Here is a 13,029-nt window from a genome sequence, read left to right as displayed (position 1 = left end):
CTAGGGGTAGAGGAAGAGGGCTCCCTGGCGGTCGTCGCTTTCCAGGGTTCGGTGGGTGGTGTTGCCGTTGATGGAGGGGAACATCACGGCGGAGGGGTCGCTGGAGTGGCCGAGGCCGATGAGGTGGCCTGCCTCGTGCAGGGCGACGCTCTCCACGTCGTAGGCGCCTGGTTGGGCTCCGATGCACCAGGTGGCTTCGCCGTTGTCGAAGTGGAGGGGCTGGGGGAGGCCCGGGTCCAGGGTTTCGCAGTCGGGGGGCAGGTCGGCGTGGGCGATGGCGCTGCCGGTCATGTCGAGGTCCGGATCCACGGTGGGCCGCCAGCCGACCATGATGTCCGGGTTGTCGGTCGGCTTGATCTCCGCGAAGCTCATCGGCGTGAGGAACGCCTCCCAGGTCGCGAAGGCGTTCCGGACGGCCTGGAACTCACCGTCCCCGGAGATGTCCGAGGTGCCCTGGTCGAAGGCGTAGGTGAGTGACGGGTACTCCTCCCAGGGACCGGTCCAGGCGCAGGCGGCCGAGAAGCCCATCCCGCGCTGGCGGTCGGGGAGTCCGCATCGGCCGGTGTCCATCTGCTCCCGGGTCGCTTCGTCGAATTCGCCGGTGACGGGCAGGGATTGCAGCCGCTGGTACCTCCGCAGCGCGATCGACACCCGTTCCGTGAGCGTGCCGTACTCCCGCTTCGCGTCCATGAGATAGCCGTACCGCTGAAGGAACGCGAGGACGCTGCCGAAGCCTTCGGGGGAGTCCCCCGGCTTCGTCGTCTCGACAGTGGCGATTCTCGTGCGTACGTTTCCAGTCGTGCCGGACATGACCAGCACCTCTCGGGGAGATAGACGCAGTCCTGGGGGCTGCTCCGGACGGAACTGCACGCGGCCCGCCCGCGCACGGTGGTCTCGGCGGCAGGCCGTGTCGTCGGCCGCCGGCGTCACGGACCGGCGCCCTTCGATTTTCCCACGGCCGACGCCCCCGCGCAGCCGGGCGCGGGAGGCCGTATCTCCAGGTCGAGCGGCGCCTTTCCGCTGCCCGTCGTAGAGTGGAGACGCGGGTCACGCCTCGTCAGGGCGACCGCTTAATCGCCTGCGGGAAGCGGGTAGTTCACCGAGGCCCGGCGTTTTCCGGGAGACCGCCGTCCAGGCCACTCGAACAGCCACAGATCTCTTTGCCCGACGCGGCCGAAGGAGCTGTCGCATGTGCGCCGCCGCACCCACCCCCGTGCCCATGGACCACACGCCCGTGACCCTGCTGCGGCGGGAGGACATGGTCGTCCTGAGGTTCCACTTCACGAACCTGTCGCGGACCGGCGGCCCCGATCCCCAGGCGCTCGTGGTCACCGACACCACCGTGCCGGCCTCCGTGACGGTCGACTTTCCCCCGCAGGCGCTTCTGGAGGAGGCGACCTCCTCCGCGAGCGACTCGGCGAGGGTCAAGGGCGGCTGGCTCTCCGGCGGCAGCCGGCTCGCCTTCCGGGTACCCGCGGGCACGTCGGTGCCCTTCACCACGGACGGGCTGCTGGCCTGGGCGGGCCTGCGGCGTGACCCCGCCGGGACGGTCCTTGAGTGCGTGTGGGGCCTGCCGCTCGGCGTGCCGCCCGGACCGGCGGCGTGGTCGAATCCGACGGAGCCGCTGACCGGGCCGTCGGGCGTGACCGGGCTGTGGCACACCCGGCTCGCTCTCCCGCCCGGCAGGTCCACGGCGGCCGCCGGTCGCGGGGTGCCGCTGGGGCCCGGCGGGAGTCCGCGGGTGAACCAGCCGTTCACCTCGTCCCTGAACGCGGCGCAGCGCCAGGCGATCACCGGGGCGTTGACGCAGAGGCCGCTACGGGCCACTCAGTTGCACCTGAGCGCGCTCGGGTCGAGTGTCGACCTTGCCGGCGACTGGTCCGGGCTGCCCGGCGTCGGCGTCACCGGGTACGAGCACCACGCGGTGACCGGCCGGGACGTGGCCGTGCATGTCGTGGAGCGCGGCTACCTGCTGCCGTTCGGCTTCCCCGTCCAGATCATCACCCACACCGAGCGGCGCCTGGACGTCGGCCTGTTCACGGTCAGCCGTCTGACGGTCCTGCTGCCCGTCCTCGACTACGCCGGTGCCCCCGGGCTCCCGCACCAGGGCCGGGCGTTCCCCTTCACCCGGGTGCAACTCCAGGACCCGCTCGCCGCCGACGTGGACGAGAGCGTCGAGCCGATCGGCACGTTCGGCTTCTGGGTGCACGCGCTAGGACAGACCGAGCGGCTCGTCTTCGACATCCTCTGCACCGACAAGCGCGGCCACCCGCTGACCCTTCGCGCACCCCTCGCCTACGTCCGGGGCGACCTCGGAGCGCAGGCGCTGGCCGCGGCGCTCGCCGAGTACGAGCAGAAGTCGGCGGGCCTGACGCTGCCCGCGGCCGGGAACCTGGAGCTGGCCCCGGTGGACGGCGGCGCAGAGACCACCACCGTGGCGGTGGAGGGCCTGACCGTCGGCGCCGAGCCCGCGGTCGGCGACGTGACGCCGCTCGTCGAAGCGGGACGCCTCCCCGCGTACCCGCGGCTGCTCGTCGTGTCGTCGTGGCTGCCCGCGCTCCAGGCATTCCAGCCCCGGAGCAGCGCCGCACCGAGTGCCGGAGCGGCGCCGCCCGCACCCGACCCCGTCCGGCTCGTGCTCGACCAGACCTACCTCGACTTCGGCCCGGCGGCCGCCGGCCAGGTGTACGCGGCGGTGCAGCAGCCGCCGCCACCGCTGCCGCCGGTGGGCTTCACGCCGCCGGTGACCGACGCGGGCGGCGTGGCAGCGCTCAGCCAGCAGGTCTCCGGCCTGTCGGCGACAGCGGGGCTCGTCGGCGGCGACCTGGACAAGGTCAAGTCCGGGCAGTTCGACCCGGCGAGCTACTTCCCGGGCGCGAGTGACCCGTCCGGCCTCCTCCCCCCGAAACTGCTGGGCTTCCTGAACCTTCCCGATCTCGTCGCGAGCACCGCGACCGGCGACGGCACGACCGTTCCGCACATCGTCACCGAGATCGTCCGCGACGCCGCTGACCAGCCGCCCAAGGCGGTGCTCACCACGCTGGAGTGGACACCGAAGGTGAAGACGGGCACCTTCTTCGGCATCCTGACGACCACGGACGAGACCGGGATCGACCTGCACAACACCACGCGGACCCCGCTCGACGGCACCCCTCCGCAGGCGGAGAGCCGCGGCGAACTCACCGCCTTCTCCCTGGCGTTCGTCGGCGGCATCCTGACCGTGGACTTCACACGGCTGGCGTTCACCTCCAAGCCCGGCGCCACCCCGGCGCTCGACGCCAAGGTCAAGAGGGTCGGATTCGGCGGCGACCTGCAATTCCTCGACCGCCTGCGGGACTACCTCCCGACCCCGGCCAACGGCCCGCACTTCTCGGTGGACGCCACCGGCATCGAGGTCGGCTACAGCCTGGGCATCCCCGCGATCCCCGCGGGTGTGCTGCTGATGCAGAACCTCACGCTGTCGTCGTCGGTCACCCTGCCCTTCGACGACAAAGCGGTCCGCGCGCATTTCGCGCTGTCCTCGCGCGACCACCCGTTCACGGTGTCGGTGCTGCTGCTCGGCGGCAGGGGTTTCTTCGGGATCACCGTCGCGGCGGGCAACATCATCGAACTGGAGGCCCAGGTCGAGTTCGGGGCAGCCGCCGCGCTGAACCTCGGGGTGGCCAGCGGGTCGGTCTCCGTGACCGCCGGTATCTACGTCAATCTCAAGGCGCAGGAGGCCGCACCCCATACGCTCGAAGCCCAGGTGAGCGGCTTCTTCCGGGCCGTCGGCGAGCTGGACGTGCTCGGCATCATCAGCATCTCCGTCGAGTTCTATCTCGCCCTCACCTACAACTCACAGACCAGGGTCGTCCACGGCACCGCCCTGGTGGTGGTGAGGGTCCGGGTCGCGTTCTTCTCCAAGTCGGTCTCGCTGCAGGTGGAGCGCGACTTCGGGAGCGGCGCGGACCCGGCCTTCGGCGATGCCTTCCCCGACGAGCCGGCCTGGCAGGCCCGTTGTGGCGCGTTCGCAGCGATGGAGGGCACATGAAGCAGACGATCGTCTGGACGCTGCTCCCCGACCCCCAGCAACCTCCCACCGCCGATGGCACCGTGCCGCTGTCGCTCGTGCTCGGTCCGCGGCTGACCGTCGACGCGCCGGCACCCCCCGGCGCGCCGCCGCCTCAGCTCTCGGACTTCCCGCAGATCGCCGACCTGCCCGAGCTGGGATACACGGTGTCCGTCGTGTTCCGGAAGCCGACCGGCGAGTCGGAGCCGCAGCACGCCACTTTCGTCGACGGGCCGCTCGACGTCCCGCTCTGGCGGGCGCTGTTCCCTCTCAGCACCGCCGTCCACTCCTTCCAGTTCGACGCGAGCGTGGCGAACGACCCGATCGAGTCCTACCCGGCCCGCCCGCTGGCACAGTCGCTGCGCGACACATACGGCACCGTCTTCGTGCCCACCGACGCCGACGGTCACGGGCGCGGCCCCGTCGTGCCCGACGCCGGGCAGACGGCGGGGGCGGCCGAGCGGTGGGAGGCCCTGGACCGGCTGGTCGCCGCGGTCGACCCGGCCGGCGAACCCGGTTTCGCCGCCAGGATGTCCGAGCAGCTGCGCCACCAGGGCGTGCTGCCCGACGACCTCGCGGCGGACCCGTACGGCTGGGCGCGTCTGGCCGCCTTCCACACCGCGCAGCGGCCCGCGGCGGACGGCTCGATCGCCGGACCGCAGCCGCCGGAGCGGGACTTCCACGGCCTGGTGGCGGCGCTGGCCGACCACCCCGGTCTGATGGCCCCCGTGGGCCTGCTGCGGCGGCTGACCGTGCCGCTGCCGGCCGACCTGCCCGACGGGCCGCTGACGATCCAGGCCCAGGTCGACCACGCCGCGTTCCTGGAGGTGTTCCAGCCGGTCACTTCCTGCATCAAGAGGTCGGGCAAGCTCTTCCTCGCCCGGGCCGACGGCATCTCGGACGCGCTGTACCTGCCGCTCGACGACACCTCGAAGTTCACCGCGCACGACCTGGACATCGACTCCGCCGGCCTGGCCCTCCAGTCGTACGCGGCGACGCTGCGCCGTCTGCCCCGCACCGATCCGCCGCCCCAGCCGGTGCCCCCCGCTCTGCGGTCCGACGGGATCTTCGTGGCCCAGGCGGACCGCCAGGTCGCCTTCCGGGAGGCGCTCGAGGCCGCGGACGGCTTCGACGGCGACCTCGTGGCGGGACAGCCAGGCGACACCACGACCGTGAACGGGGACAACGTGCTCCAGGGCTATCGGGTGGACGTGTGCGACGTGGCCTCCGGCCACTGGTACCCGCTGTGCCGCCGGGCCGGTGCGTACACCGTGCGGGGCTACCCGGCCCAGGTCCCGATCGACGACGAGGCGGCGGTCGGGGAGGCGATCACCCGGCTCAAGGACTCCGACGGCCGCCCGGTCTCCCGGCTGAACCAGTCCGTCTTCCGCTGGAGCGGCTGGAGCCTGGCTGTCGCGCCGCCGGGCCGGACGCTGGGGCTGGACGGCACGGTCCAGGACCCGGGCCCCGTCGTGGACCCGCAGCTGCCCTTCGCCTCCCAGGTCCGGGTGCCGGACGGGACGCTGCCCTCCCTGCGCTACGGCCGCTCGTACCGCTTCCGCGCCCGGCTGGTCGACCTGGCGGGGCGCAGTGCCCCCTTCACCGCGCAGCCCGACCCGGGCGACCACGCCACCGCGCCGCTGCGGTACACCCGCTACGAGCCGGTGTCGGCTGCCGTCCTGGTGGCCCGGCGGCCGGTCACGGAGGGGGAGTCCGTCGCGGTCCTCGTCGTCAGGACCGACAACGCGGACCCGTCCGCCCCTGTCGCGCGCCCTCCGTGCGAGCGGCACCTGCTGCCGCCCAAGGTCGCCGTGCAGCAACTGGAGCGCCACGGCGTCCTGGACACGGCCGGCCAGCACCGCACCGACGCCCAGGTGTATGCGCTGCTCAAGCAGTTCGACGGCGGAGCGCTGCCGACCGGCCCGACGGACGAGAACGCCGGGGGAGCCCCGTACCTGGACATGGACCAGGTGCAACGTCCGTGGCTGCCCGACCCGTTCGCGCGCGGCCTGACGCTGCGCGGGCTGCCGGGCCAGCCCGACGTGGCCACGCCGTGGCCGCACGGCACCGCCTGGCACGAGCAGTTCCCGGTGCGGCTGGTCGTCGAGCCCGGCCCGATCGGGGCGCCCGCGCCGCCACCGGCCGTCGACCTGGCCGCACGGGTCGTGCGCGTCGCGCTCGCACCCGGCGCCACCGGCACCGCCCTGCTCAGCAGCGTGCTGGCGCCCGGTGACGAGGAGGACATGGGCCTGTGGTGGGCCTGGCTGGAGTCCGCGAACCCCACGGCGGCGCAGATCGCCGCGCACCGCGCCGACGCGCTCGCTGGCCGGATCGGGGAGCTGACGCCACCGGTCGAACTGCGCATGATCCACGCGGTGCGCTGCCCGGTGGTCCCGCCCGCCTTCGTCGAGGCAGCCGTCGTACGGGAGCCGGGCGCGACCGCGTACCTGCTGGCGGACCCGGCGCTGACGCTGCACGACCCCTCGACCCTGAGCGTGCACGCCGAGGCGCGGTGGCACGACGTGGTCGACGACACGGCGCAGCCGGACCCCGTGGAAACCGACGGTTACGCCGTGCTGCGGCAGAGTGAGCAGGACATCCGCCCGGAGCCGGAGCCCGGCGCACCTCCGGTCGTCACAGCCGGATTCCAGGTCCGCCACGACGTGGGCGACACCCGTCACCACGTGATGAGCTGCACCCCGATCGGCACCTCGCGCTTCGCCCCCTACTTCACCGAGCGCCGCACGGTGCGGCTGACCGGAACCGACATCGTCTCCGTCGCGCCCGCCTTCGTGCCCGGGACCGTCGTCGTCCGCGCCGTCGTCCCCAAGACGACGGGACAGGGCACCCCGGCCGAACCGGCGGTGGCCTACAGCATCGACGACGATGTCGTGGTCCTCGACGCCGAGGGCATGATCAGCCGCACGCAGAGCGGCGCGATCGCCGACGGGCAGCAGGTGGAGGTGGCCTACGTCGTGCCCCCCGTCACGCGGGCGGGCCTGACGGCCCAGCTCCACGTGCCCGCGAGCGTGCGCCCGCCCGCCCCGGCCGTCCACTCGGTGGTGCCTGCCTTCCGCTGGGAGGAGTCCACCGCGGCCGGGCAGGTCGTGAGCACCCGGCACGAGGGGAGTGCGCGGGTCTACCTGGAGCGGCCGTGGTACGTCTCGGGCGAGGGCGAGATGCTCGCCGTGATGGTCGCGGGGTCCGGCGCCGCGTCCCCCGACACGGCCACCACATGGGGGCGGGATCCCGTGCGCGAGGTAGGAGCCGGGACCACGGCCGGGTTCCCGGGGCCGTCCGACCTGCACGCCGACGCCACCGTGCCGCTCCCGGCCGGGACAGCGATGGGGTACGCCGTCCAGTACGACTGCGATCGCCATCTGTGGTACGCGGACGTGCAGTTCGCCGGCACGAATCTGTACGAGCCCTTCGTGCGGCTCAAGGTCGCGCGCCTTCAGCAGAACGCCCTGCTCACCCCGGACGACCTGCGGCTGTCACCCGTCGTGGACGCCGGCTTCGTCAAGATCCCCGCCTTCCGCCGGACCACGGTGACGCTCCAGCCCGCCCAGACCGGCGTCGACGTGGCCGTCATCGGCCCCGCGCCGCCTCCCGGAGCGGACGGCCTGCTGTCGACCGTCACGGCCGAAGTGCAGGTCCGCAACACCATGGCGGGCCCGGCGGGCGAGGCCTTCACCTGGCAGACGCTGGACAACCACCCGGCTGTCGAACTGTGCCGAGACGTGCCCGGCGTCATCGGCCGCTGGGAGGGTCCCGTGGTGTTGCCGGTGGCGCCCGATGCCCACCCGATGCGGGTGCTCGTCCGGGAGTACGAGCAACTGCCGGGCCCCGACGGGCTCCCGGCGCAGCGCATCACCTACCTCGACACGCTGCCCGTACCCGGCTCGGCATGACACGAAGAGGCCCCGGCGGTGGCGCTCACGACGCTGCCGGGGCCCTGCGGGCCGGGTGTCAGCGGCCGGGTGTCAGCACAAGCCCACCGACTGCCAATCCGTCGCGTCGACGGTCCCGTCGCCCCGCTGGCACTCGGTCCGCTCCGAGAGGATGCTGTCCTCGCACTTCTGCGCCGTGCGGCACCAGCGAGTCTGCGGGGCGATGCTTCCGTCGTACTCCCGGCACACCGTCCGCTGCCACACGCTGCCGTCGGGATCGTGCTTCGTCACGTCGTAGCAGTACGGCTCGTACGTGCACTCCTGCATGCAGCTCTGGTAGACCCGTGCCTCGCAGGTCTGCGGATCGTACGAGTCCTGGCACTGACGCCGGCTCTCCTCCCGGCACTCGTCCTGGCAGGCGCCGTAGTCCACTCCTTCGACCGTACGGCGATGGGCGGTGTGCGGTCGGTAGGCGGTCCGTTCTCCGGTGAAGCCGGGGATGGTCATGGTGCGTCACCTCCGTGGCGCGCCCCGATCGCGTCGCCGAAGCCGTTGTCGTCGCCCCCTGGGAAGCCGGGGAGCCGTATGCGGCGGCGGGTCCGCGCGGGCGGTCGCCGTCGGACCGGGCCCACTTCCATGGTCCTCTCCCCGACGGGGGATCGCACCCGGGAAGCACCCGCGTACGCCGGAGCCGTCGCCAAGAAGGGTGCGCATACGGTCTCACCTGGTGGGCAGGCGCATTGACATTCCTTTCGCCACATGCCTAACGTGCGGCGCAGACGTAGATGCCCCAGGGCCGGAGAAGTGACGGTGACAGCGATGTACGCAGCTGACGGGACGGCAGCTTGGCGCCGCCTCGGCCGCGTCCTGCTGTGCGCCGACCGCTCCGTTGACCTGCTGCGCGTCAACAGCGCGCTGTGTACGGGCGTGTGACGAACCCGCTGCCCAGAGGCACGGCTTCTTCCGCGCGCTGACGCCCATCGCTCTTCTGGGTGCGCCGCTGTCCCCCTCTCTCGTGCCGCGTATACCCGTGCGCCACCGGTCTGCCGATCGACAACTCCCTGCCGCGTTCCCGGATACGGAGGGTTCCGCACCGCATGTCCACCAGCGTCCCGCACGCCTCATCCCTTCGCCTGTACTCCCGGCCGTACATCGACCTTCAGCGGGTGGCCGGCGCGCTCTGTCGCACCTGATCCGTTGTTGTCGCGGCCGCACCCCTCGTACGGGGCCGGCCTTGTCGTACGGCTGATCAGGAAGGCGCCCCTCCCGTGTCCTCGTCACCCTCTTCTCTGCACCTTGCCGTCGCCCTCGACGGCGCGGGCTGGCATCCGGCCGCGTGGCGTGAGTCCGCGGCCCGCCCCGGCGAACTGCTCACCGCCGCCTACTGGACCGACCTCGTCACCGAGGCCGAGCGCGGGCTGCTCGACTTCGTGACGATCGAAGACGCGCTCGGACTCCAGTCCTCGTCCCCGACGGGACCCGACGACCGTACGGACCAGGTGCGCGGCCGCCTGGACGCCGTCCTCATCGCCGCGCGCGTCGCCCCGCTGACCCGCCACATCGGGGTCGTGCCGACGGTGGTCGCCACGCACACGGAGCCGTTCCACCTGTCCAAGGCGATCGCCACCCTCGACTATGTGAGCACCGGCCGGGCGGGCCTGCGGGTACAGGTCACGGCACGCCAGAACGAGGCCGCGCACTTCGGGCGCCGTACGTTCCCGCCGATCCGTGTCGACCGGCCGGAGGAGTTCAACACCCCTGCCGTCCAGGCGGTGCTGGCCGATGCCTTCGACGAGGCCGCCGACTACGTCGAGGTGGTGCGACGGCTCTGGGACAGCTGGGAGGACGTCGCGGAGATCAGGGACGCGGCCACCGGCCGCTTCATCGACCGGGACAAGCTGCACTACATCGACTTCGAGGGCGGGCACTTCAGCGTCAAGGGCCCCTCGATCACGCCCCGCCCGCCCCAGGGCCAGCCGATCGTGAGCGCCCTGGCCCACGCGACCCTTGCCTACCGCCTGGTGGCGCGAGCCGCCGACATCGGCTACGTCACCGCGCACGACGCCGGCCAGGCCCGTGCCGTCGTCGAGGAGCTCCGTGCCGAGCAGAGCGCGGCCGGCCGCGCCGGCGAGACCCTGCACATCTTCGGAGACCTGGTGGTCTTCCTCGACGACGATCCCACCGAGGCTGCGGACCGCCGGGAGCGCCTGGACGATGCCGCCGGGTACCCGTACACCGGCGACGCCCCGATCTTCACCGGAACCCCCGCCCAACTCGCCGACCTGCTGCAGGAGTTGCAGTCGTCGGGGCTGACCGGCTTCCGGTTGCGCCCCGCCGTCGCCGGTCACGACCTGCCCGCGATCACGCGGGGCCTGGTCCCCGAACTCCAGCGTCGGGACGCCTTCCGCCGCGGGTACGAGGCCCGCACCCTGCGCGGGCTGCTCGGGCTCGCCCGCCCCGCCAACCGCTACGCGACCGCCTGAGCCGGAGGAACCCTCACCATGAGCAAGCCGCTCAAGCAGATCCACCTCGCTGCCCATTTCCCCGGCGTCAACAACACCACCGTCTGGAGCGACCCCCAGGCCGGCAGCCACATCGAGTTCAGCTCCTTCACCCACTTCGCCAGGACCGCCGAACGCGCCAAGTTCGACTTCCTGTTCCTGGCCGAGGGGCTGCGGCTACGCGAACAGGTCGGCAGGATCTACGACTTGGACGTCGTGGGCCGCCCTGACACGTTCACGGTGCTCACCGCGCTCGCCGCCGTCACCGATCACCTCGGCCTGACCGGCACCATCAACTCCACCTTCAACGAACCGTACGAGGTGGCCCGCCAGTTCGCCACGCTCGACCACCTCTCGGCAGGACGCGCCGCCTGGAACGTCGTCACGTCCTGGGACGCCTTCACCGGCGAGAACTTCCGCCGCGGCGGCTTCCTCCCGCAGGAGGAGCGCTACTCCCGCGCGAAGGAGTTCCTGTCCACCGCGAACGAACTCTTCGACTCCTGGAGCGCGGACCAGATCGTGGCCGACCAGGAGACCGGCACCTTCCTCCGGGACGCGCGGGCCGGTGCGTTCGTGCACCAGGGGCGGCACTTCGACATCAAGGGGCAGTTCAACGTCCCGCGCAGCCCGCAGGGCCGTCCAGTGATCTTCCAGGCCGGAGACTCCGACGAGGGGCGCGAGTTCGCGGCGTCGAGCGCCGACGCGATCTTCAGCCGGTACGCCACGCTGAAGGAGGGCCAGGCGTTCTACACCGACGTCAAGGGGCGCCTGGCCCGGTACGGCCGCCGCGGTGACGAGCTGCTGATCCTGCCCGCCGCGAGCTTCGTCCTCGGTGACACCGACACCGAGGCGGAGGAACGGGCCCGCGAGGTGCGCCGCCAGCAGGTGAGCGGGGCCACGGCCATCAAGCACCTGGAGTTCGTCTGGAACCGGGACCTGTCCGGGTACGATCCCGACGGTCCGCTTCCCGACGTCGACCCCGACCCCGGCGAACACACCATCGCCCAGGGTCGCGCCCAGGTACGGATGTTCCGCGACCCGCTGGCCACGGCCCGGGAGTGGCGCGAACTCGCCACCGCCAACAAGTGGTCGATCCGCGACCTGGTGATCGAGACCGGCAACCGGCAGAGCTTCGTCGGCTCCCCGGCCACGGTCGCCGCCTCCATCAACGACCTCGTCCAGGCCGACGCCAGCGACGGCTTCATCCTCGTCCCGCACCTCACCCCGGGCGGTCTCGACCCCTTCGCGGACCAGGTCGTCCCGCTGCTCCAGGAACGCGGCGTGTTCCGCACGGAATACGCGGGCACCACCCTGCGCGACCACCTCGGCCTGGCCCACCCCGACGAGGTGCGCGACGAGCGAGCGGCGTCGTGAGGTTCCTCGCCATCACCCTGATCGCGCCCGCCAAGCAGTGAGGAGCCCTGTGCACATGTCCGACATCCCCCTCGGTGTCCTCGACCTGGTCCCGATCTCGTCCGGTGCGACCGCCACCGAGGCGCTGGGCAACTCCATCGACCTGGCGCGGTGGGCCGAGAGTTTCGGGTACGCCAGGTACTGGTTCGCGGAACATCACCTCAACCCCGGCGTGGCCGGCACCTCGCCCGCGGTCGTCATCGCCCTGACCGCGTCGGCGACCTCGACCATCCGGCTCGGTGCCGGCGCGGTACAACTGGGCCACCGCACCGCCCTGTCCACGGTCGAGGAGTTCGGCCTGATCGACGCACTGCACCCCGGGCGCCTCGACCTGGGGCTCGGCCGCTCGGGCGGGCGGCCGCCCGGCGGGCCCACCACGCCGCTGCCGACCGCGACCCCGGTGGTCGACGGCCGCGCCCCCAACGGCCTGCGCATCCCGCCCCGGTTCTCCTTCGAGCACCTGCTCGGCTCGCCGCGCGTCGCCCTCCAGCGCAAGCTGCTGCTCCAGCCCCACGCCGAGTCGCAGGACTACGCCGAGCAGATCGACGACATCCTCGCCCTGCTGGCGGGGACCTACCGCTCAGCGGACGGCATCGAGGCCCACGTCGTACCGGGGGAGGGGGCCGACATCGAGGTCTGGATCCTGGGCAGCAGCGGCGGCCAGAGCGCCGAGGTCGCCGGGCGCAACGGCCTGCCGTTCGCCGCGAACTACCACGTCAGTCCGGCCTCGGTACTGGAAGCGGCGGAGGGATACCGCGCGGCGTTCCAGCCGTCCGACGTCCTGGACAAGCCGTACGTGAGCGTGTCCGCGGATGTCGTGGTCGCCGAGGACGACGAGACCGCCCGCGAACTCGCCACCGGCTACGGCCTCTGGGTCCGCAGCATCCGTACGGCCGAGGGCGCGATCCCGTTCCCGACCCCTGACGAGGCCCGCGCCCATGTGTGGTCCGATGCCGACCGGGCCCTGGTCCAGGACCGCGTCGACACCCAGTTCGCCGGCTCCCCCCGCCGGGTCGCCGACCACCTCGAACAGCTCCAGGAGGCCACCGGCGCCGACGAGTTGCTGATCACCACGATCACCCACGGCCACGCGGACCGGGTGCGGTCCTACGAGCTGCTGGCCGAGGAGTGGCGCAAGAGGTGAACCCGACATCCGCCACGAGGCCGTCGGCGCCGC

Annotated in this window: 8 protein-coding genes; 6 read left to right on the top strand and 2 right to left on the bottom strand. The window is 72.3% G+C overall.

Annotated features, from left to right (window positions below):
• Complete coding sequence (locus AB0M29_RS17765; protein ID WP_365383484.1) at positions 1 to 810, bottom strand: matrixin family metalloprotease; 810 nt, start codon at positions 808 to 810, stop codon at positions 1 to 3.
• 379 nt (positions 811 to 1,189) lie between these two features.
• Between AB0M29_RS17765 and AB0M29_RS17760 the strand changes: the two genes are divergently transcribed.
• Positions 1,190 to 4,030, top strand: a complete 2,841-nt coding sequence (locus tag AB0M29_RS17760; RefSeq protein WP_365383482.1) for a hypothetical protein — start codon at positions 1,190 to 1,192, stop codon at positions 4,028 to 4,030.
• Positions 4,027 to 7,959 (top strand): hypothetical protein, encoded by a 3,933-nt coding sequence (locus tag AB0M29_RS17755; RefSeq protein WP_365383480.1) that lies wholly within the window; start codon positions 4,027 to 4,029, stop codon positions 7,957 to 7,959. Before AB0M29_RS17760 ends, AB0M29_RS17755 begins: the two co-directional genes overlap by 4 nt.
• 72 nt (positions 7,960 to 8,031) lie before the next feature.
• Here the strand turns inward: AB0M29_RS17755 and AB0M29_RS17750 are convergent, their stop codons facing one another.
• Positions 8,032 to 8,445, bottom strand: a complete 414-nt coding sequence (locus AB0M29_RS17750) for a hypothetical protein (protein WP_365383478.1) — start codon at positions 8,443 to 8,445, stop codon at positions 8,032 to 8,034.
• 590 nt (positions 8,446 to 9,035) lie between these two features.
• Here AB0M29_RS17750 and AB0M29_RS17745 point away from each other — a divergent pair.
• The 4 genes from AB0M29_RS17745 to AB0M29_RS17730 all read left to right on the top strand — a co-directional run bounded on the left by AB0M29_RS17745 (position 9,036) and on the right by AB0M29_RS17730 (position 12,996).
• A complete protein-coding gene (locus AB0M29_RS17745; protein ID WP_365383477.1) occupies positions 9,036 to 9,131 on the top strand; it encodes a putative leader peptide in 96 nt (31 codons plus the stop codon).
• A 75-nt stretch (positions 9,132 to 9,206) separates the two neighbouring features.
• Positions 9,207 to 10,421, top strand: coding sequence for an LLM class flavin-dependent oxidoreductase (locus AB0M29_RS17740; protein ID WP_365383475.1), 1,215 nt, complete (start codon positions 9,207 to 9,209; stop codon positions 10,419 to 10,421).
• 18 nt (positions 10,422 to 10,439) lie between these two features.
• Entirely contained in the window at positions 10,440 to 11,813 is a 1,374-nt protein-coding gene (locus AB0M29_RS17735) for an NtaA/DmoA family FMN-dependent monooxygenase (RefSeq protein ID WP_365383473.1), read from the top strand.
• Between the two features lie 55 nt (positions 11,814 to 11,868).
• Positions 11,869 to 12,996 (top strand): LLM class flavin-dependent oxidoreductase, encoded by a 1,128-nt coding sequence (locus AB0M29_RS17730; RefSeq protein WP_365383471.1) that lies wholly within the window; start codon positions 11,869 to 11,871, stop codon positions 12,994 to 12,996.
• The last annotated feature ends 33 nt before the right edge of the window (positions 12,997 to 13,029 follow it).

This window comes from Streptomyces sp. NPDC051976 (assembly GCF_040680795.1).
In the GTDB taxonomy this organism is placed as follows: domain Bacteria; phylum Actinomycetota; class Actinomycetes; order Streptomycetales; family Streptomycetaceae; genus Actinacidiphila.
Note: the sequence above shows the minus strand (reverse complement) of the source record. Positions and strands in the feature narration are given on the sequence as shown.